22 protein-coding genes are annotated in these 24,292 nt (G+C 44.7%); 15 read left to right on the plus strand and 7 right to left on the minus strand.

Annotation, left to right across the window (positions count from 1 at the left end):
- Positions 1–24: 24 nt before the first annotated feature.
- The 4 genes from ahcY (at position 25) to BLT41_RS13025 (ending at position 4,745) form a co-directional block, all read left to right on the plus strand.
- A complete protein-coding gene (gene ahcY, locus BLT41_RS13005) occupies positions 25–1,443 on the plus strand; it encodes an adenosylhomocysteinase (protein ID WP_092161852.1) in 1,419 nt (472 codons plus the stop codon).
- 359 nt (positions 1,444–1,802) lie between these two features.
- Positions 1,803–3,122, plus strand: coding sequence for a DEAD/DEAH box helicase (locus tag BLT41_RS13010; RefSeq protein ID WP_092161854.1), 1,320 nt, complete (start codon positions 1,803–1,805; stop codon positions 3,120–3,122).
- Positions 3,123–3,364: 242 nt separating this feature from the next.
- On the plus strand, positions 3,365–3,628 hold the full coding sequence (locus BLT41_RS13020; RefSeq protein ID WP_085101829.1) for an RNA recognition motif domain-containing protein: 264 nt from the start codon (positions 3,365–3,367) through the stop codon (positions 3,626–3,628).
- Between the two features lie 148 nt (positions 3,629–3,776).
- On the plus strand, positions 3,777–4,745 hold the full coding sequence (locus BLT41_RS13025) for an NADase-type glycan-binding domain-containing protein (protein ID WP_092161858.1): 969 nt from the start codon (positions 3,777–3,779) through the stop codon (positions 4,743–4,745).
- Positions 4,746–4,827: 82 nt separating this feature from the next.
- On the opposite strand, the gene BLT41_RS13030 is transcribed toward BLT41_RS13025, so the two are convergent.
- From BLT41_RS13030 to BLT41_RS13060, 7 genes are all read right to left on the minus strand, one after another.
- Positions 4,828–6,051, minus strand: coding sequence for an aromatic amino acid transport family protein (locus tag BLT41_RS13030; RefSeq protein WP_092161860.1), 1,224 nt, complete (start codon positions 6,049–6,051; stop codon positions 4,828–4,830).
- An 87-nt stretch (positions 6,052–6,138) separates the two neighbouring features.
- Positions 6,139–7,557: an aspartate ammonia-lyase gene (gene aspA / locus BLT41_RS13035; RefSeq protein WP_092161862.1), complete on the minus strand. Its 1,419-nt coding sequence runs from the start codon at positions 7,555–7,557 to the stop codon at positions 6,139–6,141.
- A gap of 191 nt (positions 7,558–7,748) precedes the next feature.
- Entirely contained in the window at positions 7,749–8,645 is an 897-nt protein-coding gene (gene rarD / locus BLT41_RS13040) for an EamA family transporter RarD (RefSeq protein WP_092161863.1), read from the minus strand.
- A gap of 115 nt (positions 8,646–8,760) precedes the next feature.
- The gene (locus BLT41_RS13045) at positions 8,761–9,795 is read right to left on the minus strand and encodes a DUF481 domain-containing protein (protein ID WP_092161864.1); all 1,035 of its coding nucleotides are present in this window, start codon (positions 9,793–9,795) and stop codon (positions 8,761–8,763) included.
- Positions 9,796–9,915: 120 nt separating this feature from the next.
- Positions 9,916–11,148, minus strand: coding sequence for an EAL domain-containing protein (locus tag BLT41_RS13050; protein WP_092161866.1), 1,233 nt, complete (start codon positions 11,146–11,148; stop codon positions 9,916–9,918).
- Between the two features lie 99 nt (positions 11,149–11,247).
- The gene (locus BLT41_RS13055) at positions 11,248–11,577 is read right to left on the minus strand and encodes a P-II family nitrogen regulator (protein ID WP_092161867.1); all 330 of its coding nucleotides are present in this window, start codon (positions 11,575–11,577) and stop codon (positions 11,248–11,250) included.
- A 31-nt stretch (positions 11,578–11,608) separates the two neighbouring features.
- On the minus strand, positions 11,609–12,979 hold the full coding sequence (locus BLT41_RS13060; protein WP_092161868.1) for an ammonium transporter: 1,371 nt from the start codon (positions 12,977–12,979) through the stop codon (positions 11,609–11,611).
- 539 nt (positions 12,980–13,518) lie between these two features.
- On the opposite strand from BLT41_RS13060, the gene BLT41_RS13065 reads away from it, so the two are divergent.
- The 11 genes from BLT41_RS13065 to trpB all read left to right on the plus strand — a co-directional run bounded on the left by BLT41_RS13065 (position 13,519) and on the right by trpB (position 24,287).
- The gene (locus BLT41_RS13065; RefSeq protein ID WP_092161869.1) at positions 13,519–14,316 is read left to right on the plus strand and encodes a 2-amino-3,7-dideoxy-D-threo-hept-6-ulosonate synthase; all 798 of its coding nucleotides are present in this window, start codon (positions 13,519–13,521) and stop codon (positions 14,314–14,316) included.
- 17 nt (positions 14,317–14,333) lie between these two features.
- Positions 14,334–15,317, plus strand: coding sequence for a 3-dehydroquinate synthase II family protein (locus tag BLT41_RS13070; protein WP_092161870.1), 984 nt, complete (start codon positions 14,334–14,336; stop codon positions 15,315–15,317).
- Between the two features lie 4 nt (positions 15,318–15,321).
- A complete protein-coding gene (gene pheA, locus BLT41_RS13075) occupies positions 15,322–16,425 on the plus strand; it encodes a prephenate dehydratase (RefSeq protein WP_092161872.1) in 1,104 nt (367 codons plus the stop codon).
- Positions 16,426–16,460: 35 nt separating this feature from the next.
- Positions 16,461–17,795, plus strand: a complete 1,335-nt coding sequence (aroA, locus tag BLT41_RS13080) for a 3-phosphoshikimate 1-carboxyvinyltransferase (RefSeq protein ID WP_092161874.1) — start codon at positions 16,461–16,463, stop codon at positions 17,793–17,795.
- A 1-nt stretch (position 17,796) separates the two neighbouring features.
- Positions 17,797–18,573 carry a prephenate dehydrogenase gene (locus BLT41_RS13085; protein WP_244512283.1) on the plus strand — a complete coding sequence of 259 codons (777 nt, stop codon included), beginning with the start codon at positions 17,797–17,799 and terminating at the stop codon, positions 18,571–18,573.
- 113 nt (positions 18,574–18,686) lie between these two features.
- Positions 18,687–20,099: an anthranilate synthase component I family protein gene (locus BLT41_RS13090; RefSeq protein ID WP_092161878.1), complete on the plus strand. Its 1,413-nt coding sequence runs from the start codon at positions 18,687–18,689 to the stop codon at positions 20,097–20,099.
- Positions 20,083–20,655, plus strand: coding sequence for an anthranilate synthase component II (locus tag BLT41_RS13095; protein ID WP_092161880.1), 573 nt, complete (start codon positions 20,083–20,085; stop codon positions 20,653–20,655). Before BLT41_RS13090 ends, BLT41_RS13095 begins: the two co-directional genes overlap by 17 nt.
- Positions 20,656–20,692: 37 nt before the next feature.
- On the plus strand, positions 20,693–21,682 hold the full coding sequence (gene trpD, locus BLT41_RS13100) for an anthranilate phosphoribosyltransferase (protein WP_092161884.1): 990 nt from the start codon (positions 20,693–20,695) through the stop codon (positions 21,680–21,682).
- A 3-nt stretch (positions 21,683–21,685) separates the two neighbouring features.
- Positions 21,686–22,477, plus strand: coding sequence for an indole-3-glycerol-phosphate synthase (locus BLT41_RS13105; protein ID WP_092161886.1), 792 nt, complete (start codon positions 21,686–21,688; stop codon positions 22,475–22,477).
- A complete protein-coding gene (locus tag BLT41_RS13110) occupies positions 22,474–23,112 on the plus strand; it encodes a phosphoribosylanthranilate isomerase (protein ID WP_092161888.1) in 639 nt (212 codons plus the stop codon). Before BLT41_RS13105 ends, BLT41_RS13110 begins: the two co-directional genes overlap by 4 nt.
- Complete coding sequence (gene trpB / locus BLT41_RS13115) at positions 23,109–24,287, plus strand: tryptophan synthase subunit beta (protein ID WP_092161890.1); 1,179 nt, start codon at positions 23,109–23,111, stop codon at positions 24,285–24,287. Before BLT41_RS13110 ends, trpB begins: the two co-directional genes overlap by 4 nt.
- Positions 24,288–24,292 lie beyond the last annotated feature (5 nt).

Consider the following 24,292-nt stretch of genomic DNA (forward strand, 5'->3'; position numbering starts at 1 on the left):
CCGTAAAAAAACTTGGAGGATACAATGCTTAAACTAGATCCTAAAATGGATAACAAAGTCGCTGACATGTCTCTTGCTGAATGGGGCAACAAAGAAATGCAGCTTTCCGAACGTGAAGTGCCGGGTCTTATGGCTCTGCGTGAAAAGTTCGGTACGGAAAAACCTCTGAAAGGTCTTAAGATCATGGGCAGCCTGCACATGACTATCCAGACTGCAATGCTCATCGAGACTCTTGCTGAACTCGGCGCTGATCTTCGCTGGGCTTCTTGTAATATTTTTTCCACTCAGGACCACGCCGCAGCTGCCATTGCAGCAAACGGAACTTCTAAAGTTTTTGCTTGGAAGGGTGAAAGTCTGGAAGAATTCTGGTGGTGTACTGAACAGGCTTTGACATGGCCCGACGGTTCCGGTCCTGACCTCATCGTAGATGACGGCGGCGACGCAACTCTTATGGTTCATAAAGGTGTTCAGGCTGAGAAAGATCCTTCCATGCTTGAAAAGAAATACGACAACAAAGAATTTCAGCTTGTTATCAATCGCTTGAAAGCTTCTGTTGCTGAAAATCCATCTAAATGGACTGATATAGCTAAAAAAATTCAGGGTGTTTCTGAAGAAACAACCACAGGCGTACATCGTTTGTATCAGATGCAGGCCGCAGGCGAACTTCTTTTCCCTGCAATCAATGTTAACGATTCTGTGACCAAATCCAAGTTTGATAACCTTTACGGTTGCCGCGAGTCTCTGGCTGACGGAATCAAACGTGCAACTGATATCATGATTGCGGGTAAAATCGTTGTTGTCATCGGTTACGGTGATGTTGGTAAGGGTTGTGCTCAGTCCATGCGCGGCTTTGGTGCTCGTGTCATCATTACTGAAGTTGACCCGATTTGTGCTCTTCAGGCTGCAATGGAAGGTTATGAAGTCACCCCAATGGCGAAAGCTGTTGAACGCGGAGATGTTTTTGTTACCTGCACAGGTAACTACCACGTTATCACAGGTGAACACATTGCTCAGATGAAAGATGAAGCAATTATTTGCAACATCGGTCACTTCGATAATGAAATCGAAATGGCTTATCTTGAGGACAATCCTAAATCTAAGAAGATTGAAATTAAACCTCAGGTTGATAAATGGGTTCTTGAATCCGGTAAATCTGTAATCGTTCTTGCTGAAGGACGTCTGGTCAACCTCGGTTGTGCTACCGGTCACCCCAGCTTTGTAATGAGTAACAGCTTCACTAATCAGGTTCTTGCACAGATTGACCTTGCTCAGAATACCTATGAGCCATGCGTTATGATTCTTTCCAAGAAGCTTGATGAAGAAGTTGCGCGTCTGCATCTTGGGCGTCTCGGAGTTGAGCTTGAAGTTCTTTCAAAAGAACAGGCAGACTACATCAGCGTTGATGTTGAAGGCCCTTACAAACCGAACCACTATCGCTACTAATTAAAATAGCGGATTTCATGCTACTTTGAAGTCCACTTTTTTTAATAATAATTTATATGGTCCATCCGTTCTAAGAGCTTGTTGTTTCAGATAAAAAAGCTCTTGATCGGGTGGACCATTGTTTTTTATAATAATTAACCTTGACTTTTGATACAGAATGAGTAGATAGACCTCACCTCAGCGTGACTGGACTCACGGAAATCCTCTTTGCCATTCTTTGGCAAATCTACTCCGCACCAAGCCGGATTAAGATTAAATTCATGTTCCAGAGCCTCAGATAAATACCCTCCGAAATAATCGGAATACGACCGCCGTCACGCGCCGTCGTTATATATTGTCCTTTCACATCAGGAATACTTGTGAATTTTGATTCATTTTCTTTTGACCGGCGCTTAGTCACCGGAATCAACTCTTGCGGCTATACTACGCCAACTCCTATTCAAGTCCGTGCAATCCCCGAAGTCCTTAAAGGTCGGGATGTTATGGGACTGGCTCAGACAGGAACCGGGAAAACCGCTGCCTTTGCTTTGCCTATCCTTCAACGTTTGCTGGATAACAAAGCTCCTAATCAGGGGCCTGTCCGCGCTTTGGTGCTTGCTCCTACTCGTGAACTGGCTTTGCAGATTCATGAAAATTTTATCGCTCTGGGAAAACAGTCCGGCATCCGCAGCGCAGCTGTGTTCGGAGGCGTCGGTATCAATCCTCAGATTAAAGCAGCCAACAAAGCGACTATTATAGTTGCATGCCCGGGTCGACTTATCGATCTTCTTAATCAGGGCGTGCTCAAACTTGATAAAGTTGATGTTCTGGTGCTTGATGAAGCAGATCGCATGCTTGATATGGGTTTTATGCCTGATATCAAAAAAATTATTGCCCGTCTGCCTGTAACTCGTCAGAACTTGTTGTTCTCAGCGACTATGCCCCATGATATCCGTGATCTCGCAGGTAAGATTCTTGTGAATCCTGCTACTGTTCAGGTGTCCAACACTGCTCCTGCTGTAAACGTAGGACATGAATTTTATCCTGTGCATCCTGGGTTGAAAGCTGCTTTTCTGGAAACTCTTCTTGATGTAACCCGTTACGAGAGTGTTCTTATTTTTACGCGTACTAAGCATCGGGCTAAGAATTTAGCTAGAAAGCTCAGTTTCAGAGGGCATGAAGCTACATTTTTGCAGGGCAACATGAGTCAAAATCAGCGTCAGCGTGCTCTTGACGGGTTCAAAGACGGTACTTTTAAAGTCATGGTCGCAACTGATATTGCTGCCCGCGGAATTGATTGTGACCGCATCACACATGTTATCAACTTTGATGTGCCTGACACAGCCGAAACGTATACTCACCGTATTGGCCGTACCGGCCGTGCCGGTCGTAGCGGAATGGCTTTGAGTCTGGTGACAAGTGATGATGAACGCTTGATGCGTGAAATTGAAAAAATTGTTGGTAAATCTATTGACCGTCGCAAGGTTGCTGAGTTTGATTATGATCAGCCTTGTAAAAGTCAGCCGGCTCTCGATAGACGCCGTCCCGCTCCTGCCGGAGCTGGTAAGCGTTCTTACGGATCTGATAAAAAACGTACTCCGGCTGATAGTCGCAGGCGTTCAGGCAAGCCATCCGGTAAACCTTCCGGTAAACCGGCCGGCAGAGCGTCTGGAAAGCCTACTGGGCGTGTAAAACGTTAGTAATGGCTGGAGAGTGAGTTATGAGAAGTTATTTAAAGTTTCTTTTACTTTGGTAATAATTCTCCTTGACTTGTCTCGGATATTGGTACAAAGTCTACTTTATTGCATCGATGACCTCTATGAAGGCATCGATAAAGAAGACAGATATATCAAGGAGCAGCGTAGCATCTTGAGTGCTGTCCTTTTTTATATCAAATGGCACATGGGTGCCATGCATCATCACTTTTTATGGAGAATATTGAATGTCTAAGAACATCTATGTAGGCAACTTGCCCTGGTCAGCTAGTGAAGACGACGTCCGCGCAGCTTTTGAAGCTTTCGGTGAAGTCATTTCTGTTAAACTTATCGAAGATAGAGAAACAGGCCGCCCACGCGGTTTCGGTTTCGTCGAAATGGACGATGCCGGTGCTCTCGAAGCTATCGATAACCTTGACGGTAAAGATTTTGACGGTCGTAACCTTAAGGTTAACGAAGCTAAACCTCGCGCAGAACGTCCACGCTGGTAGTATCCAGTATATAGGCAGAATTTCTGCTCTTTTCGCCCGCTCCCCATTAGGGAAGCGGGCGTTTCTTTTTTTGATCTTGCCGTTTTATGCCCGGCATGATTAAACCTGAATTAGTAATAGCTAAGTCTGTAATCTCTTGGAGCGCAAAATGTTTCGCAAATTATTTTTTATCATTATAATTCTTTTTGTTTTTCCTACATTATGCAGTGCTGAAACAGCCTCCTTAAAAGTCTCGTCTTTTGTTTCTCAAACAGGCGGGAATTTTTTTAACGCAAGCGTTCTTTCGGATGACGATGCCGCCACCGGATGGGTCGTCAACGCAGAAAACAAGGGGACAGGGCAGTGGTTACAGTTTTCTTTCTCGCAGGCAGTAGTTGTTGATTCAATTATTTTTCGTAATGGAATAGATTTAGATTCAAAACTTAATCAGGTTAGCAGGGTCAAAGGTATAGATGTCTCCTTTGGTGGGGTTCACAGGCAGTCTTTGACACTAAAAAATATTTTTCAAAAGCAAAAAATTGAAGCTGTTAAGTGCATAGCTGACAGTCTCGAATTCACGATTAATTCGGTATATTCTGATGGTAAAAGTGGTAAAGCAGGGGTCTCGGAAGTATTAGTTGAATATCATTTTCCTACAGCAGAAGAAAAAGTTGCTTTGGTCGTTAGCAAAAAACCAAAGAAAGAAATTCCTCATTTATCAGCTAAGCAAAAAGAACTTCTTGCCGCAAAAATGGTTAAGCTCGAGAAAGAACGTATTTTACTTGGAGAAATGAAAACTTTCTTTGATAAATTTTACTCGGCGTTTGTAACTATAAATGAAGATTATCCACACATGTTTGTGGAAGCAGAATTTTTACGTGAAAGTTCGTATTTTGAAAGTTTCAGGTCAATGCTTAAAAAACGCGGCGTGCTTAAAAAATATCAGGAAGCCGTGGTTTCCACTTCCGGTCTCCGGTTCAACATTCGAACTAAAACTGTTAACGAAGTTGAACTGTGGGTTAAAGGTTATTATACTGTGATCTTTGATCTTAAAGATAATAAAGTTACCGAAAATTCGCTTTATATTCTTAAGAAGGAATATGGCGAGTGGAAGGTTAAAAGCAAATTCGAGTACTAGATAAAAATTTACATACAAAAAAAGCCCTCCGCAGATAATCCTGCGGAGGGCTTTTTTTTGTTTATTTTTTAGAACTTGATTATTAATGCGTGTGATGTGTCCAGTATTCTACATCCGGACTGATGTGTAACAAACCTAATTCCTGTCCAACTTCAATCAGGAATATCGCGCTGAAGCAGATGATCAGGATTATTCCTGTCATTTTGCGAAAGCTTCCCTCTTTTGAATATTTCCAGACAATGAATCCTGGAAGAATTCCGAAGATGATACATTCTCCAACTCCGCCGACAAGGTTGATGGCAACGAGGAAGATATCAGGGTAGATCAGAGCGACCAGAAGCGGAGGTATAAATGACAGACACCAGACTAAAGTTTTATTTTTAGTTCCCGCGTATGTGACAGTAAGATCTCTCATGAAGCTCATGAGGGCCGTTCCGTTAGCCATAAATGCTGTGGACATAGCGATTAGAGCAAACGCGAGGGCTACATAAGTAAATGCCGGAGTTTTGAGCAGCATTTCAAGGGGAATTGTTGCCGGCTGGTTTTTACCGAAGGCGGTGATCAGGTCAATTCCATCGGGAGAGGATAGTGGGAGTGCTCCGAGAACTACAAGTAGCCAAGTCAGGTTCATAACCATGCCGATGGTTGTTCCGCCGATAATTGCGGTACGAATTTTTTTCCGGTCGTGATTAAGAGTTCGGCAGATACTTGGAATTATGTTGTGAAAATGAAAGGCCATCAACAGAACGGGAAGTCCTGCCGGTACGTAGGTCCAATCAAATTTGGCAAGATTTTCAGACGAAACATCCGGGACGACCATAAAAACGAGCATGCCGAAAGTAATCCACATAGCGGTAACCATGTATGGAGTACACTTTTTCATCATCATCATGCCGAAGGCAGTCATGCCTGTTACCACTAAAAAATAAAGAGTCATGACAACGGGTTGTGAGACTGAAGATTGCAAACTCATTATGATGGAGGAAATTCCGGCAAGATAAGCTACAAGTATGCCGTATAGAAGAATCATGTTTGCTACGATAGTAACCCATTTACCTATCGAGCCTAGTTCTTCTTTAAAAAAGGTGGGCAAGTCAGCATGCTCATTGGTGGTCAGGCTTTTCTGTTCGGAATAAATGAGAGCGGTATAGGTCATCAGCAGCCACATCACTATAGTTGCGGCAATTGACGGCAGTAATCCGGCTGCGCATAAATTTACAGGCAGGGCAAGAATTCCCGCCCCGAGCATGTTACCAACAACTACGAACATCATAGCCATTGCAGATACTGGTTTATCTTGGGTCATTCAGAACTCCTTTAGGGGCGGTTCATTCGTGAACGGGAAAATCAGTAAGGATTGCAAGGTTTGACCCCTTGCAACCCTTATTAATAATTAGCTGCAGGATGGAACTAGAGTCAGTGGATGCGTGTGGATCATGCTTTCCGGTGAAAGAGCTTTATCAAGTTCTTCTTTTGACATGTATCCTTTTTCAATAACAATATCGTAAACTGAACGTTTTGTTTTAAGAGCTTCGCTAGCGACTTCAGTTGATTTTTCGTAGCCGATGTAGGGATTCAGTGCCGTAACAAGTCCGATGCTGTTTTCAACATATCCGCGGCATACATCTTCATTTGCGGTAATGCCGGAGACACAACGATCAGCAAGGGTCTTGAACCCGCGTCTCATAATGGTCAAAGAGTTGAGCAGGCTGGCGGTAATGACAGGTTCCATTACGTTAAGCTCAAGTTGTCCCGCTTCAGCCGCCATAGTGACGGTAATATCTCCGCCGATTACAGTGAAAGCTATCTGATTAATAACTTCAGGAATGATCGGGTTAACTTTACCGGGCATGATGGATGATCCCGGAGCCATGCGCGGAAGGTTTATTTCATTTAGTCCGCATCTTGGACCGGAAGAAAGAAGGCGTAGGTCATTACATATCTTGGATATTTTAACCGCAACACGTTTTAGAACTCCTGAAAGCTGGACATACGCACCTGTGTCTTGAGTCGCTTCAATAAGATCCGGAGCCAGTGTCAGCTCAAATCCGGTCAGATCCTTAAGCTTGTCAGTAACTTTTTGAGCGTATTTTGGCGGTGCGTTGAGACCTGTTCCTATTGCGGTGCCGCCCATATTAATTTCGCAGATTAAGGACATTGCTTCGCGAACTCTTTCAATATCTTCGCCAATCATAATTGCGTAAGAGTTAAATTCCTGTCCGAGTGTCATAGGCACTGCATCTTGTAACTGAGTTCTGCCCATCTTCAAAACATGTGAAAACTCTTTACCTTTGGCGGCAAAACTTTTTCTCAAGTACTCCATGGCTTCCATGAGAAGTTCCATTTTGCCAAGTAATGCGATGCGCAGGCAGGTTGGGTAAACGTCATTCGTGGACTGAGCCATATTGACGTGGATATTCGGGTGGAGGTTGTCATATTCTCCTCTTTTATATCCTAAGAATTCCAAACCGACGTTCGAAATAACTTCGTTAGCGTTCATGTTTGTTGAGGTTCCGGCGCCTCCCTGAATGACGTCAACAATGAACTGGTCGTGATATTTTCCGTTTAGCAATTCGTCACAAGCGAAGACGATTGCTTTTGTTTTGTCATCATCCATTTTTCCCAACTCATTGTTGGTTATGGCTGCGGCTTTTTTGATGTAGGCGAGAGCATTAACAATATGGGGGTAATGAGAAATTGGAATGCCGGTGATCTTAAAGTTTTCAGCGGCCCGTTGAGTCTGTACTCCGTAGAGAGCCTCTTCAGGTACTTCCATTGATCCTATGCAGTCATGTTCTGTGCGTGAGTTCATTATTTTCTCCTGAAAATTGCAAATAAGAATATGTACGTAAATACATTAAGTTGAGGAAGATTAGTATTCTTTCCTTAACTCCTTTTATCATAATGACATAAGGGGTCAATACAGCTTTTTAATATTTATGTTTTTGAGGTTAATCAAAAAAATATTTGCTTTTTTTGTAAAATAAACAGTTTTAATATTGTTTAAGCGATACCTTTGGGCCGTTTCATCTGTCTATGTATGCTGTCGAAAAGGTAGATGGCAATTCCTGTCCAGATGAAGCAGAAAGTTACTAGTCGAGCATTATCGAAGGGTTCATTATATATAAATATTCCTAGTAATAGCATTAATGTCGGGGCAATGTATTGAAGCATTCCAAGCGTCATCAGTTTTAAGCGTCTAGCCCCGTTGGCGAAACAAAGAAGAGGTATTGATGTTACCACCCCGGTTCCGATAAGAAGAGCGTCTGTTTCGCCCCCGATTTGACCAAGACATAGAGTCCCCTCAGTTGCCAGCCATAATAAATATCCTCCGGCAAGGGGAGTCAGCACTGCCGTTTCAACAAACAATCCCGGCAGAGATTCCACTTTCATAACTTTGCGGACGAGTCCGTAAAGGGCAAAACTTACAGCTAAAGTGAGTGCAATATAAGGAAATTTTCCAAGATCTATTACTGAATAGAGAACTCCGGCGAATGCGCAGCAAATTGCGGCGCCCTGCAATCGGTTAAGTTTTTCGTTCATGAATATGAAGCCGAGCAGAATATTTACAAGCGGGTTTATGTAATATCCGAGGCTGGCTTCAACAACATGGTCATTGGTAATTGACCATATAAAAACAAACCAGTTAACTCCGATTAAAGAACTGCTGGCAGCAAGAAGTATTTTAACTTTTTTGTCCTGCAAAGCAGTAATAACTTCTACCCATCTCTTTTTGAGGGAAAGGACTACAGCCAGAAAGAAAAATGACCACACAACCCGGTGGCAAAGCACTTCAAGAGGCGGGACTTCTTTTAAAGTTTTCCAGTAGATAGGCAGCAGTCCCCACATAATAAATGCAGCGACCGCGAAGATAAGCCCTTCACGGCTTCGATTGATCATTATTTTAAATCCGTAGTAAAAAATATTTTAAGATGCAGATTCAGTAGGTAAAAATGCACTTACAAGCTTAATTCAGGTGTGTTTTATACTTAATGGTAAGTTACTTGATTGATAATCAATCAAAAAGCTTAGGAAAATCTGAAAAAGAATAACCCATATTAAACATTATGCGTGAGTCATCCTGTAGTTTTCCCGGGACGGGGTCGTTGGTCCAGTCATAATTATATTGAAATGATCCAAAGAAGCGGTCCACAATTGGAAACATTATCCCTGAGCGCGATTGCCAGAGCCAGTTGTCAGAGTTTTTCATGCTGACCAGCCCCATCTGATTGTGAAATAAATTCAGCCGGTCGGGGAAGATCCACCAATCGAAGTTGATACCCCATTTAGCCGCTACAAATTCTCTGCTGTCGCGGGAAGTGTAATCTTCCCATACATATGCAGGGCCGGCTTCAACTGACAAAGTTAGTTCATCGTTGTTGAAAAATTGGTAACCAAGTCCTGTTCCGATTATTGATCGTAACGTAAGATCTTGGAATTGATCCTGTTGAATCTGTCCAGAACCTGTGAGAAATATTTTTTTATCTAAAAAACGGTTGTAGTCAGCAGATAAAAGCCAGTTATAATCGGAACGCTGTCCTTTTGAGGTTGCCCAATAATGATCACCCCTTGTCTTCCAGCGATTTTTCCCTGTCGCATATGAAATATCAAATGAAGCGCCGATGTTTTCTTTGCGGGTATTACCTGATGCTTTGTTCCATCCTGCGCGTATCCCACCTTTTAATTTGTAGTCTTTGGGACGGGAATTTATTGCGGCCACTTTGCTGGTTTTTATACTTTTTTCTGTTCCAACCTGTTTGGTTTGCTCAGCTTTTACTAAGGAAGCGAGTTCTTCTTCGCCCACTTTGTGATCAGGTTTGACAAAGACTTCCATTTTTTGATCGGAATCAAGAGATAGCACCTGCCCCCAGTCTATTGTGATTTCTCCGGCATAAGTGGTGGTGAGCTTCAGCTTGCCGCTCTCCATCACGCTGACTTTTCCTGTTAATTTGTCCCCGTTTAAGAGATTAACTGTATCAGCTTGAGCAAGCTGTACTGTCATGATGGTCATGACAAAAATAAATAGAATAATTTTTATTTTTAAAAACATTTAATCTCCTAACAAGGACAGGGATTATTGAGCTGAAGGGAAAGTTACTTTTAGATTATCTAGCAGTCAATATACTAATTGTTGTGGATGGGCCAGTTTGGAGTGAGTGCAGTAGTTTGATTATACGTTTAACCGGGTACTGATATCTATACAAAGTACCGGGCTGTTTTTGCTGCAATTCAGTTTTGTGGAAACAGTTATACAAGTATTTCCTGAAGCAAGGGATATATACGGAGAAGTTGTATGCCAGGCTTTACCGGATTTAATGGTCAAAAAGTATTCTTTAAGGGAGTGGTCGGCTCCTTTGGGTGCAGGCTGATAAATAAGCCTGCGATTCACCTTTAATCTAAAAGGATTGCAAATTGTCTGTGAGAGCTGTTTGCCATTTTCGTCTAAAATATAAGCGCATTCGATGGTACTGTTTTCATCTATAAAAGAGGACAAAACAGCATCTGAATTCTGTTCCGGGCATAAAGTAAGGAGAGTCTTTAGCTTTTTTGCCAGTTTTTTATAAGAATTTTCCAGTCTTTTTTCCATGGCCAGTCTTTCCATCATGTGAACTTTAAATCTCGAAGATAATGATTTTATGGGCGTGGTGTGGTCATTTTTTACGTTTTCAGCACACATGGGTTTTCCGAAATAATATCCTTGAAAAACATCAATTCCCATGCGCATCAGGGTCAGAGCCTCCTGTATAGTTTCAATCCCTTCCGCAAGCGGAAGAGTTCCGGTTCTCTCAGCAAGATGTATAAGAGAACGTGTAACTTCAAGGTTGTGAAATTTAGTGTCGATATCCGTAATCAGCGAACGGTCAATTTTAATTATGTCCGGTTTGAGGGCCGGTATCCGGTCAAGATTTGAGTGTCCTGTTCCTATATCATCCAAAGCTATAAGGAAGCCGAGTTTGCGGCAATTTTCAGTAAATTTGTAGAGAACTTCTTCATTTCCTGCTTTTGATTCAATTATTTCTATAACGATATTGTTAGCAGGGATTTTAAATTCTTTAATCATTTTTCCGGTGGAGCCTAAATCCTGTGTGTTTTTACCGAGCACTGCAGCGTCAATATTTACGGAGAGCAAAAGAGAGCGGTTGTGCTGAGAAATAGGGGCAAAGGTTTTAAAAGCTTTTCTTCTGCACGCTCTGTCTAGTTTTGTAAGTGTCCAGACATCCTTGCACATTGAAAACAGTTTTACGGGTGAGATTATTTCTCCAGTGTCAGGATTGATACCTCTCGTTAAAGCTTCATATCCCAGCACTGATTTTCTGCTCATTGATATGATCGGCTGAAACATCGTTGCCAAGCATTCTCTTTCGATAATTTCGTGAATTGATATTGAGGGTGTTTTGTGCATGGCTTTAATCTTAAAAGCCGGTCGAAAGGGAGTGGAATACCTTTCGACCGGCAGGGTGGCCCCAATGCGAGTGGATGCATCGGGTAATTATATTGTATGTTAGAGAGTTTCTTCGCCGGTTCTGATTCTGATGGTTCTGGGCAGATCCTGTACGAAGATAACTCCGTCGCCTTCTTTACCGGTCTGAGCAGCTGTTTTAATGGCATTTATAGCGTCTTCTACTTTTTCGGCCGCTAATCCCAGTTCAATGCGTACTTTTTTAAGAAGGTTAACTTCCATTATGACACCGCGGTAAGTCTCTGTGAATCCTGCCTGTCTGCCTGAACCGAGGATGTTGGTTACAGACATGGTGTAGATTCCTTTAGCGTAGAGAGCCTGTTTAATCGGGGTCAGATATTCGGGACGAATGTATGCAATAATAAGTTTCATTTGTTTAATTCCTTTCTGTTTTATTATGTGGCTATTCGTTGGAGAAGATCTGGAAGCCGTTGTAGGATTCCATGCCGTGTTCGGATATATCGAGGCCTTTCATTTCTTCTTCTTTGGTTACTCTGATTCCGACAGTGGCCTTGGCGATAGCAAATGCAATGAGTCCTGCACCGAATGCCCAGACGAAACAGACTCCGATACCGATGAGCTGAGGAGTTACAAGCGCGAATCCTCCACCGTAGAACAGTCCGCCTATTCCGTCATTGAGTTCTGGAGTTGTGAACAGGCCGCAAGCGAGTGTTCCCCATGCTCCGCAGACTCCGTGAACGGAAACAGCACCTACCGGGTCATCAATTCTAAGAATTTTATCAATAAATTCGATTGAGAGTACTACGAGAACTCCTGCAATCATTCCGATGATAATTGAAGCTGCCGGGGATACTGTTGCACATGCAGCGGTAATACCTACCAGACCTGCTAATGCTCCGTTACAAGTCATAGATATATCTGGTTTTCCGTATCTGATCCAAGATGTGAACATTGCTCCGAGCACTCCGCCACAAGCGGAAAGGCTTGTTACTACTGCGATGAGTCCGATTGAACCGTCTGCAGTTGTTGTTGAACCCGGGTTGAATCCGAACCAGCCGAACCAGAGAATGAATACACCAAGTGATGCCATGGGAATATTGTGACCGGGGATAGCTTTGGCTTTGCCGTCAGCAGTATACTTTCCGATACGCGGTCCGACTATGATAGCTCCTGCCAGAGCGATCCAGCCGCCTACAGAGTGAACAACTGTTGATCCTGCGAAGTCCATGAATCCGATCCCTTCAAGCCAGCCTGAGCCAGCGTCTCCGAGCCAGAGGCTGCCCCATGCCCAGTGTCCTGAAACGGGATAGATGAGTCCGGTTACAATCATAGTTACCAGAATGTAGCTGCTGAACTTTGTGCGCTCGGCGATTCCGCCGGAAACAATTGTTGCCGCTGTTGCAGCAAATACAGACTGGAAGAACCAGAAAGTCAGCGTCCACTGTCCGTCAGGGGTGGTAAGACCGACTCCTGCCAGTCCGAATCCTGAAGTTCCGATAAATCCGCCAGCATCAAGGCCGAACATGAGTCCGAATCCGAAAAGGAAAAAGATTATAGAACCTGCCGCAAAATCTAGAAAGTTCTTCATAAGGATATTACCGGCACTCTTTGCGCGGGTGAATCCAGCCTCTACACATGCAAATCCTGCCTGCATAAACATAACCAGAATGGCAGCAAGAAGTGTCCATAAAATGTTCGCGTGGGTCTGGGTAAGAAATTCTTCTCCAGCAAAAGCTGCAGACGGAGCAGCAAGAGTAAGTACTGTTGCAATGGTCGAAACTTTCCGGCCTATTGATGAAAATTTGAAAAACATGAAGCCCTCCTTCGGGGTGTAAATGGCTTTAAGGATGTCTTTTCCTAAGCATCTACCGTGCCAAAGGGGTAATGTGTTGATATTGTTGAATTTATTCATTTGCGCCCAAAGTAGTCTATTACAAAATTGTACTAATATGCTTTTTTAAGTGTTTTTTAAGTAGCTAAATTAACAAAAAAGTAATTTGATAAATAAATATGATTTTAAAAATGAGTGTAATTAACAAAAAAAGAGTATTATATATGATAAGAAAAAAATAAAGAAAGTTGTTGACTCTTTTTGGTGAGAGTGATTACCTGTTTCCTATGCAAACTTTCAACTCCATAGGCGCTAGCCAATCTTATTTTTATTACTTCTATTTTTGGTGCACACCCGCTTGTGGTCGTGTGGAGGTTTGCTCGTGAGAAAATAGAAAGTTCTTAGCAAACGACCTCTACAAAAGGGCCGCAGGCGATAATTCGCCGGCGGCCCTTTTTTTTTATTTTGAGGTCGCCAGATGCAGCGGACCGATTACGAGGCAAACCAGCAGGATAAAGAAAATGGATATCGGAAAAAAAATCAGACTTGAAAGAATTTTCAACCGCAATACAGAACGAACAATAATTGTTCCTATGGATCACGGTATCAGTGTCGGCCCTATCGAAGGACTGCGGAACATGCGTGAAGCTGTCGGCGATATGGTAAAGGGCGGAGCAAACGGAGTGCTTATGCACAAAGGTCTTGTTCGCTGCGGGCACCGTATGGAAGGTCGCGATGTAGGTCTTATTGTTCACCTTTCTGCAAGTACATCTCTTTCCCCTACTCCAAACGCTAAAACTCTGGTCGCTTCCGTTGAAGACGCTTTACGCCTCGGAGCAGACGCAGTCAGTGTTCACGTTAATCTCGGTGATGAAACTGAAATTCAGATGCTTCATGATCTCGGTGAAGTTACTTCCCGCGCAACTGGATGGGGACTTCCTGTTCTTGCCATGGTTTACGCTCGCGGTCCTAAAGTTAAAAATGAGTTTGATGCGGATATGGTCGCACATTGCGCTCGTGTCGGAGAAGAACTTGGTGCCGATATCGTAAAAGTAGCTTACACTGGAGATCCTGAATCTTTCGGCCGGGTTGTTGATGGCTGTTGTATCCCCGTAGTTATAGCCGGTGGACCTAAGCTTGATACCACAAGAGCTTTCCTGCAGATGGTTTCTGATTCAATCAGCGCAGGCGGTTCCGGTCTTTCTGTCGGACGAAATGTTTTCCAGCATAAAAATCGTGTCAAACTGGTAGAGGCTCTCAGTAAAGTCGTTCACGAAGACGTAACAGTTGAAGATGCTCTCGAATACCTCGGCGAATAACATAATTGGAAACCATGATGAAAAAGATAATTTTTAAAGCAATTCCTTTTGATAAGAATCTTCTGACCTTAGCTCTTGAGTCCGGTGTAGATGCCGTCCTTGCTGAGCCGGAACATGTAAAGGCGATAACTGAACTCGGCAGAGTTACTGTCATTACACCCGAAGATATGCCGCTTGTCGCAATTAATGAGAAAAGCGACGAAGAAATCGCTATAGGTCTTGCTGCGGAAGGACGCGAAGTTTGTCTTGCAAAGGGCTGGGAGATTATTCCGGTTGAAAATATTCTTGCACAGGTTAAGATATTAGCTCTCGAAGCTGAATCTCTGGATCGCGCAAGACTTGCCGCCGGAGTTCTTGAGCGCGGTGCAGATACAATCGTTGTTCTGCCGGAAGCGGCACACGATCTTAAGGCAATTGTTGCAGAACTTAAACTCAGTCAGGGCCACATGGAATTACAGAAAGCTAAAATTACCAAAATTGAATCCGCAGGACTCGGGCATCGTGTTTGTGTAGATACAATCTCCATGCTTAAAAAAGGGCAGGGAATGCTGGTCGGTAATTCAAGCGCGTTTACTTTTCTGGTTCACGGTGAAACTGAGTCCAACCCTTACGTTGCGGCCCGTCCTTTCAGAGTGAATGCAGGAGCTGTTCATGCTTATGCGCAGATGCCCGGAGACCGGACAACTTATCTGGAAGAACTTGCTGCCGGAACTGAAGTTCTTATCGTTGATGCCAGCGGAAAAACTTCCATTGCAACGGTCGGACGGTGTAAGATTGAAGTTAGACCCATGCTGCTCATAACTGCCGAGGTTTCAACTCCGCAGGGGCCGATTGTCGGTAAAATATTTCTGCAAAATGCGGAAACAATTAGAGTTGTAAGCGCCGAAGGTGAGCCTGTAAGTGTCGTGACAATCAAGCCGGGCGATGAAATTTTGTGCCGTCTTGATGATGCGGGTCGCCATTTCGGAATGCGTATCACTGAAGAGATTGTCGAGGAATAATAGAATGTCAGAATCCAGCAATAATAAATTAGATCATCTCAGGGAAGAAATCGACACACTTGATGGCGATATACTTGAACTTCTCAACAAACGCGCGGCAGCGTCCCTTTCTGTCGGCAAGCTCAAAGCAGGGTCGGCTGATCAAATATTTAAACCTTTCAGGGAGCAGGAAGTTCTTAGAGGTTTAACAGAGCGTAATTCCGGGCCGCTTCCAAGTGAGCATCTAGAAGGTATTTATCGCGAGATTATTTCTTCTTCGCGCAGATTGCAGCGCCCTGAAAGAGTCGTTTATCTCGGACCTGAAGGAACTTTTTCATATTTTGCGGGATTGGAACATATGGGGCGTCAGGCTGATCTGGTGCCGAAAAATAATTTTGAAGATATTTTTGTCGCTGTATCCAAAGGTGAAGCCGACTTAGGCATCATTCCCCTTGAAAATTCACTCAAGGGTACAGTGGGGCAGAACGTTGATTTGTTCATGCGCTATCCTGTCTTCATTCAGGATGAAGTGTATAGCCGCATCAGTCACGGCCTCATAAGCAAGGGCGCGGGACTGGATCAGATCAAAACTGTCTATTCACACTCCAAGGCATTGGAACAGTGCGCCGGGTGGTTGCGAGTCAATCTGCCCGGAGCATTGCTCCAGCCTGTGGATTCCACAGCTAAAGCTGCGGAGATTGTTGCTGAAAGTGATGAACCGTGCGCAGCTCTTGGTAATATCAAGCTGGCGAATATTTTCGGCCTTAATGTTGTGGCGGAAGCTATAGAAGATTTACCGGATAATTGGACCAGATTTTTGATAATAGGGCCTAAACCGGGGCAGGAAGGAAAAAGGGATAAGACTACTATTCTCTTTACTACTCCCGACCGTCCGGGTGCATTGGTCAGCGTGTTAAGTGTTCTTTCCGGTAAAGACATTAACATGACCAAGCTTGAATCCCGCCCTTTTCTAGGGGAAAAATGGAAGTATATGTTTTTTGTGGACCTTCAAGGTGATCTCGGCACTGAAGCATATGAAAGCATTATTGATGAACTTAAGGATCGCTGTCTTACTTTCAAAATTCTGGGAAGTTACCCCGGTGGTTCACAGCACGGAAGTAAGTTTTAGTTCTCATAACTTCTTTTAAAAAAGGGGATAAACGGATGACTTCCGATAATTTTATAAAAATTAAAGCACCTTCATCTAAATCGATGTCTCACAGAGCGCTTATCGCAGGTGCTTTTTCAGACGGATCTACCGTAGTGCTTGATCCTTTGGACAGCAACGATATTAACCGGACCATGGATTGTCTTTCGACAATGGGCGCGGAGTTCAGCGTTGAGCAGAACTCAACTGTTGCTATCGGTATGCAGGGCGGGCCTAGAGGCGGCGCAAAAGAACCGGCTGTTCTTGAAATGAGAGATTCCGGTACAACTTGCAGACTTCTCACAGCAATTGCCGGAGCCGGGAAAGGTGTTTTTCGTGTTCAGGGAACGCCCCGTATGCATGACCGTCCTATCGGCGAATTGACTAATGCTCTTGAATCTCAGGGCGTAAAAGTTACTTTTGCAGACAAACAAGGATACCCGCCGGTAACTCTTGAGTCTAACGGCTTTATCGGGGGAGAGATTGAAATATCCCTTGAGGAAAGCAGTCAGTATCTTTCCGGTTTACTGCTGGCCGCACCGTATGCACACGAGACGACTGTGATTAAAGTTGTCGGCAAAAAAGCCGTTTCATGGCCTTATGTTGCTTTGACTCTGAAGGTTATGGAAGATTTTAAAATTTCATTTTCGGTTGAAAAACTTAAAGACGGACAGTGGGAAAAGACAGATTGGAGAACAGTTTCCAAAGTTGTTCCCGGTGAAATAAGATTCCGCGTGAATCCTTCTGATTATCAGAGAGACAGTTACAGCGTTGAGGGTGACTGGAGTAATGGATCATATTTTTTAGCCGCCGGAGCTGTGGGGACTAAGCCCGTTCGGGTTGAAGGACTTGCTATTGATTCTTTGCAAGGCGACCGGGCCATTGTTGATATATTGAAAGCCATGGGCGCGAAGATAGAAAGTGATTCCTCCGGGGTAACTGTTTATCCTTCAAAGTTACACGGTATTGAAGTGGATATGGGGCTTTGCCCCGATTTGGTGCCGACAGTAGCTGTTGCTGCCGCTTTCGCAGACAGCCCTACTACTATTACTAATGTCGCTCATTTGCGGATTAAAGAATGTGATCGTTTGGATGCCAGTGCTACTGAAGTCATGAGGGCAGGCGGCAAAGCCGAGGTAGGGGATGATTTCATTAAGATTATTCCTGCTCCGCTTAAAAAAGGTGAGAAGATTGTTTTTTCTACATATGACGATCACAGGCTGGCAATGAGCACCGCTATTTTCAGCTTAGCCGGAATTGAAGCTGTAGCCGAAGAACCGCAATGTGTCGCAAAATCTTTTCCTGATTTCTGGAAAGAATGGGATAAAATTAAAAAGGGTAATGGTTGCTAACATGGAATCTGATTTTAGCAGAATTCACAGCATAGCCGTAATCGGTTCAAGAGGGCAGATGGGTGGATTTCTTGCCCTTAAAGCCGAGCGGGCGGGGATTCTCGTCCATCGGTTTGACCAGCCCCTTGACGAGAAAGAGATGGCACGCCTTCTTCCCGGGACTGATTTTGTACTTTTGTGCATTCCGGTAACAGTTATGGATGAGGTGCTTACTAAAGTTGTTCCTCATATGAAAAAGGGATCTATTTTGTCAGATGTAGGCTCGGTTAAAGGGCGTCCGCTACAACAGATGGTCAGAGCTTATGACGGCCCTGTTGTCGGGACTCATCCTTTATTCGGATCGACTATTCCAGTGGATTTTGACCCGACGGTAGCTCTTGTTGCCGGACGTGAAGAAGATTCGGGCGCACTTGAATCCGTTAAGGATTTTTATGAACGGCTCGGATTCGGCGCATTTGCATCAACTGAAGAAGAGCATGACCGGGCAATGGCAATGATTCAAAGTCTTAATTTCAGTTCAACCATAGCTTTCTTAGCGTGTGCAAGAGAACTTCCCAATATTGAAAAGTATGTGACTCCGTCATTTAAACGCAGACTTGAGTCCGCGCAAAAGATGGTGACACAGGATAGTGATCTTTTTGTAACAATTTCTGACGCAAACCAGTATAGTCTAGAAGCTATCCGCCTTTTCCGTTCTTTCCTCAGTCTTGCTGCGTCCGGAGATATGGATCTTCTTTCCGAACGTGCTTCTTGGTGGTGGCGTGACAACCATACCTAGGGAGAATAATATCTGAAAAAGCAAAGCCGCATTCTCCCAGAGGATGCGGCTTTTTTTATGTATAGTGAATTGAGTGAGTGCTTAATCATAAAAATTAAAAGGGAGCAGGAGATATGAAAATTGAATTGACTCAGTATGGCAAATGGTTGCCAGCTGACGTGCAAACACCGATCAGCCTTTATCTGGGGCTGGTTGGAGATGCACCGGGAATACTTCTTGAGAGTGCCGAGGTTGATGGACGGTTGGGACGATACAGTCTTATCGCCTGGGATTTCAGGCTGGTTTTATCTCCTGTTCGCGGCAAGCTGGCTGTTGAATGTGCGGATTCGCGCCTTGCCGGACTGGCGCAGTATTCAGGAATGGGTTTTCTGGATGGTCTGCGGGCGGTGATGAAAGCTTTGCATGTGAACACTCAGAAAGAAGTCGGAATTCTACCCGCTTTGACCAGAGGTTTATACGGGACATTAGGTTACGGCCTTGCCGGAATGCTTGAGCCTAAGCTTGCTGATAAAATCCCTGCCAAGGATGCCGAGGTCCGCCTCGCTCTGCCGGGACGTGCTGTTCTGTTTGACCATTTGAAGCACCGCTGTTGTTTTCTTTCTCTTGATGAAGGAGCCGAACCGGAATTTTCACCGCAGGATTTCAACAACAAGTGTGAGTCCACCAAAGTCGGTGAACCTGTGGCTGTCCCGGGGCGTGAAAAATATATTGAAGGCGTTGAAAAAGTTCGGGAACTTATCGCAGAAGGTGAGTGTATTCAGGTGGTTCTTTCCACCCGTTTCTCAGCCCCTTTCAGCGGCAATGCTTTCGATCTTTATCGCCGGCTAAGGCAGGCCAATCCGTCACCCTTCATGTTTTACATGAAGTTTAGCCGTGAAGAAATTCTGCTTGGGTCGTCACCTGAAATGATGGCTCGTTGTGAAAAGGGCAGGCTTGAAGTCCGTCCCATCGCCGGAACCCGTCCACGGGGCAAGGATGCTGCCGGAGACCGCAAGTTTTCCGAAGAGCTTCTTGCTGATCCTAAAGAACGCGCGGAGCATATTATGCTGGTGGATCTCGGTCGTAATGACTTGGGACGCATCGCCAAACCCGGTACTGTTACCGTTGAGAAGTTTATGCAGGTTGAATATTTCAGCCACGTTATGCACCTGACTTCATATGTGGAAGCTGATCTTCGTGACGATTATGATGCAATTGATGTGTTGCAGGCAACTTTTCCGGCTGGAACTCTTTCCGGTGCTCCGAAAATAAGAGCGATGGAAATTATTGCTGAAATTGAAGAAGTTCCGCGCGGCCCTTATGGCGGGGCAATCGGTTTTATTGGACTCGATAAGGATTCGATCAATCTTGATACAGGCATAACCATTCGTTCAATGTGGATCAGAGACGGCAAGTGCCACTGGCAGGCCGGGGCCGGAATTGTTTATGATTCCGATCCTGAAATGGAATGGAAAGAATGCAACAACAAGGCAAGAGTTTTAAGAGAAATTTTGCAATCGGAGGGCGGCGATGTTTTTGCTTGTTGATAATTTTGATTCGTTCACATTCAATCTGGTTCAGGCTTTTCAGCAGCTGGGTGCAGAGCCTCTTGTCCTTAGAAATGACCGTGAGGAAATTCTGGAACTTGCTGAATCCGGAAAACTTGAGCGGGTCTGTCTTTCTCCCGGACCGAGCACTCCTCAGAATGCCGGTCTCAGCCTTGAGTTTCTATCCCGTCTTCCTAAGGAAGTTCCGGTTATGGGAGTTTGTTTAGGGCATCAGACTCTCGGACATTTTGCCGGAGCGTCGGTTGTCCGGGCGGGGCGCATTATGCACGGTAAAACTTCAATGGTTTATCATAATAATGATGGGTTGTTCAGTGGATTGGATGATCCTTTTGAAGTCTGCCGTTATCATTCTTTAGTGGTGAATGTTGATGAAGCTCCTGAGATTCTAGAGCTCACAGCATGGACAGATCAGCAGGAAGTCATGGGACTTCGTTACAAAGATCGTCCGTGGGCGGGAGTGCAGTTTCATCCCGAGTCTATTTTGACTCCGGACGGACCGAAGCTTCTGAAGAACTTTCTTGAGGGAAATATTTAATCAACTTTCATTAATTTAAGGATATAGGGATAGTAAAATGGCGGAATGTGTAACCACGGCTTTGACTGAATTGACCTTCGGGAGAGACCTTTCAACGGAACTGGCTGATTGTGTTTTTGAATCTCTTTTTTCAGGGGAAGTATCCCCGGTACAGGCCGGAGCATTGCTCATGGGGCTTCGTACAAAGGGAGAAACGGCTTCGGAAGTTGCATCCGGCGTAAACGCCGCGCTTAAAGAAGCTAAGCTTGTTAAAGGGCTGACCGGACAGTTGATCGACACATGCGGAACAGGTGGTGACGGGAGTAACAGTTTTAACTGTTCAACTGCCGTGGCTCTTTATCTGGCAGATATGGGATACAAGGTGGTTAAGCATGGAAACAGGGCGGTTTCTTCTTCCTGCGGAAGTGCTGATATCCTTGAAGAGTTGGAGATTCCAATAACAACCACAGCCGAAAATGTACCTGAAGTTCTTGAGCGTGATAATTTTGTATTTCTTTTTGCTCCTAATTATCATCCGGCCTTCGGGAAAGTAGCTCCAATTAGGAAAGAACTCGGAATCCCGACTCTTTTTAATCTCATGGGACCGCTTTTAAATCCCGCCCGCCCGACTCATCAGATTCTGGGTGTCGGCAGACCGGAAACAATGCGCCTTATGGCGGAAGTTCTTGCTTTGACAGATGTCGGTAAAGCTTACGTTGTGCACGGAGCAGGACGTTTTGACGAGCTGACACCTTTCGGTATTAACAAGGCTATTCTTGTGGATGATGGAATGCTGACCGAGCTTGAAATTGATCCGGCTGATTATGGTTTTGCTCTTTCTTCTCCTGCGGATGTAGCTGTTACGGATCGTAAGAATGCCCGCGAAACTCTTCGTAAAGTTTTAGCCGGAAAAGCTCCGCAGCCTATGCTTGATATGGTGGCACTTAATCTTGGAGCCGCCCTTTCGTTGCTTGATGGAACCAGTCTTGCTGATGGCATTGAAAAAGCAAAAGCAAAAATCGCGGTGGGCGTGAGTAAGGAGTATTAGAAGATGCTTGAGAAGTTTCGCATAGCCAAACAAAGTGAAGTGGATATGCTCCATAAGGCCAAGGCGGAAGGGGCGCTTCCCACTCCATATACCGGAGTTCGTCCTTCATTTGCTGACGCGATAAGGCGTGATGAATCGGGTATGAAAGTTATTGCTGAATATAAGCGGGCGTCACCTTCCAAGGGGGATATAAATCTCGGTTTAAGTCCTGCCGAAGTGGCGGCTATGTATGCCGGAGGCGGCGCTTCTGCAATTTCAGTTTTAACGGAAGAGCAGTATTTTAAAGGAAGTATCAGCTATCTTGATGAAATTAAATCTTGCGGGTTGCCGATGCTTCGCAAAGATTTTCTGGTTGATCCGCTTCAGATTGTTCAGACTGCGGCGACTCCTGCTTCGGCTCTATTAATTATAGTACGCATGTTCGCTGATGACGGTCTGCTTAAGGAAATGATTGATAAAACTCATGATGCCGGACTTGATGCGGTGGTTGAGGCTTTTGATTTGCAAGACCTTATGCGGGCTAAAAAGGCGGGGGCGCGGATAATACAGATTAATAACCGAGATCTTGATAACCTCGGAATCGACATGAGCAGGTCGGTAGAGTTTATTAAAGAGCGAGATGACAGCGAAATCTGGATTTGTGCCAGCGGTATTAATGAACCGGATGATTGCATAAAAATGGCAGAACTCGGTTATGACAGCGTGTTAGTCGGAACATCCATAATGTCGAGCGCAAGCCCGCAGGATAAACTGGCCGCTCTTGTTGCCGGATCTGCGTTTGGAGGTGGGCGATGAATCAACTTATCAAAGTATGCGGCATGACCCGCGTTGAAGATGTTGCTAATTGTGAAGAACTGGGCGCTGATTTTTTGGGATTTATTTTTCATCCCTCAAGCCCTAGGTGTGTGGATGCGGAGTTTGTGCGTTCGGTTGAGGTTACAAAAGCTAAAAAAGTCGGCGTATTTGTAAAGCAAAGTGCTGCGGAAATACGCGAGATTATGAAGAATGCAAAACTTGATTTTGCGCAGCTTCATGGCGGGCAGAATGAAGAATTCTGCAAAGCGATCGGCAAAGAGCGCGTGATCAAAGTTCTTTGGCCCCAGCGTTATGATTCGGTGAAGGAGTTTCAGGATGATATTGACCGCTTTGCACCTTTTTGCAGTTATATGCTCTTTGATGCTGGAAGTTCCGGCGGCGGTCATGGCAAAACGCTCGATTTTTCAGTTTTTTCAGAAGTGAAAATCCAGATACCGTGGTTGCTCGCAGGTGGTCTTTCATCAAAAAATTTATTGGAAGCCATAAGTAGTGCAAAACCAGACGGTGTTGATTTGAATTCCGGTGTGGAAGTCAGCCCCGGTATTAAAGATATAAATAAATTGAGTGCAGCTTTTGTTTCAGTGCACTTAGCAAATAAGAGGAAAAAGTCATGAAAAGAGGATATTATGGGGATTTCGGCGGACAGTTTGTGCCTGAATTGCTTATGCCTCCACTTTTGGAGCTTGAAGAGGCAATGGGAAGAATTTTAAAATCGGCGGAATTTCAGCAGGAATTTACACGTTTACTTAAAGATTTTGTGGGCCGTCCTACAGCGCTTACTCATTGTGCAAACCTTTCACGCGAGCTCGGTTTCAACCTCTGGCTGAAACGTGAAGACTTAGCTCATACCGGTGCTCATAAAGTTAACAACACCGTCGGTCAGGCCTTGTTGACCAAGATGATGGGTAAACCCAGACTTCTGGCGGAAACCGGAGCAGGTCAACATGGGGTTGCAACTGCAACAGCCGCTGCTCTTCTTGATCTTGAATGTGAAATTTATATGGGCGCTGTCGACGTAAAACGTCAGTCTCATAACGTTCGCCGCATGGAACTTCTCGGCGCAAAGTGCATTCCTGTCGAATCCGGTACGCAGACTTTGAAAGATGCGATAAATGCCGCGCTTCGTCAGTGGATCGCTAATCAGCGCACTACTCATTACTGCTTCGGAACAGCAGCCGGACCGCATCCGTTCCCTCTTCTTGTAAGAGAATTTCAGTCCGTAATCGGTCGTGAAGCAAAGCAGCAGTTTAAAGAACGTACAGGTGAGATGCCTTATATGGTTGTTGCCTGTGTGGGCGGCGGTTCCAATGCAATCGGTATGTTCCACGAATTTGTTAATGAAAAAACAGTGAAGATTGTAGGCGTAGAAGCTGCCGGAACAGGCAAACCAGGATGCACTAATTCCGCACCTATTAATCTGGGTACTCCCGGAGTGCTTCACGGAATGAATACTTTGTTATTACAGACAGATGAAGGGCAGATACTTCCATCACATTCCATCGCCGCCGGACTTGATTATCCCGGTGTCGGGCCGGAACATGTCCATCTTCACGATTGCGGCAGAGCGCAGTACGGCATGGTGAATGACAGTCAGGCTATCAATGCTTTCCATGTACTTTGCCGTAAGGAAGGAATTCTTCCCGCGCTTGAAAGTTCTCATGCTGTAGCGTGGGTGCTCGAAAACAAGGATTCGATTCCTAAAGATGCAAACGTAATTGTGAATCTATCCGGTCGCGGAGATAAAGATATGGGTATTTTGGAAGATTACCTCAAGCAGCACGGAAAATAGTGGAG

This window comes from Maridesulfovibrio ferrireducens, assembly GCF_900101105.1.
GTDB classification, from domain to species: domain Bacteria; phylum Desulfobacterota; class Desulfovibrionia; order Desulfovibrionales; family Desulfovibrionaceae; genus Maridesulfovibrio; species Maridesulfovibrio ferrireducens.

Coding starts and splice junctions, on each gene's coding strand:
- BLT41_RS13055 (WP_092161867.1), bottom strand. CDS start 11,577: ATGAAACTTATTATTGCATACATTCGTCCCGAATATCTGACCCCGATT.
- BLT41_RS13060 (WP_092161868.1), bottom strand. CDS start 12,979: ATGTTTTTCAAATTTTCATCAATAGGCCGGAAAGTTTCGACCATTGCA.
- BLT41_RS13020 (WP_085101829.1), top strand. CDS start 3,365: ATGTCTAAGAACATCTATGTAGGCAACTTGCCCTGGTCAGCTAGTGAA.
- pheA (WP_092161872.1), top strand. CDS start 15,322: ATGTCAGAATCCAGCAATAATAAATTAGATCATCTCAGGGAAGAAATC.
- ahcY (WP_092161852.1), top strand. CDS start 25: ATGCTTAAACTAGATCCTAAAATGGATAACAAAGTCGCTGACATGTCT.
- BLT41_RS13065 (WP_092161869.1), top strand. CDS start 13,519: ATGGATATCGGAAAAAAAATCAGACTTGAAAGAATTTTCAACCGCAAT.
- trpB (WP_092161890.1), top strand. CDS start 23,109: ATGAAAAGAGGATATTATGGGGATTTCGGCGGACAGTTTGTGCCTGAA.
- BLT41_RS13045 (WP_092161864.1), bottom strand. CDS start 9,795: ATGTTTTTAAAAATAAAAATTATTCTATTTATTTTTGTCATGACCATC.
- BLT41_RS13070 (WP_092161870.1), top strand. CDS start 14,334: ATGAAAAAGATAATTTTTAAAGCAATTCCTTTTGATAAGAATCTTCTG.
- rarD (WP_092161863.1), bottom strand. CDS start 8,645: ATGATCAATCGAAGCCGTGAAGGGCTTATCTTCGCGGTCGCTGCATTT.
- BLT41_RS13110 (WP_092161888.1), top strand. CDS start 22,474: ATGAATCAACTTATCAAAGTATGCGGCATGACCCGCGTTGAAGATGTT.
- aspA (WP_092161862.1), bottom strand. CDS start 7,557: ATGAACTCACGCACAGAACATGACTGCATAGGATCAATGGAAGTACCT.
- BLT41_RS13105 (WP_092161886.1), top strand. CDS start 21,686: ATGCTTGAGAAGTTTCGCATAGCCAAACAAAGTGAAGTGGATATGCTC.
- BLT41_RS13090 (WP_092161878.1), top strand. CDS start 18,687: ATGAAAATTGAATTGACTCAGTATGGCAAATGGTTGCCAGCTGACGTG.
- aroA (WP_092161874.1), top strand. CDS start 16,461: ATGACTTCCGATAATTTTATAAAAATTAAAGCACCTTCATCTAAATCG.
- BLT41_RS13085 (WP_244512283.1), top strand. CDS start 17,797: ATGGAATCTGATTTTAGCAGAATTCACAGCATAGCCGTAATCGGTTCA.
- BLT41_RS13095 (WP_092161880.1), top strand. CDS start 20,083: ATGTTTTTGCTTGTTGATAATTTTGATTCGTTCACATTCAATCTGGTT.
- trpD (WP_092161884.1), top strand. CDS start 20,693: ATGGCGGAATGTGTAACCACGGCTTTGACTGAATTGACCTTCGGGAGA.
- BLT41_RS13030 (WP_092161860.1), bottom strand. CDS start 6,051: ATGACCCAAGATAAACCAGTATCTGCAATGGCTATGATGTTCGTAGTT.
- BLT41_RS13025 (WP_092161858.1), top strand. CDS start 3,777: ATGTTTCGCAAATTATTTTTTATCATTATAATTCTTTTTGTTTTTCCT.
- BLT41_RS13050 (WP_092161866.1), bottom strand. CDS start 11,148: ATGCACAAAACACCCTCAATATCAATTCACGAAATTATCGAAAGAGAA.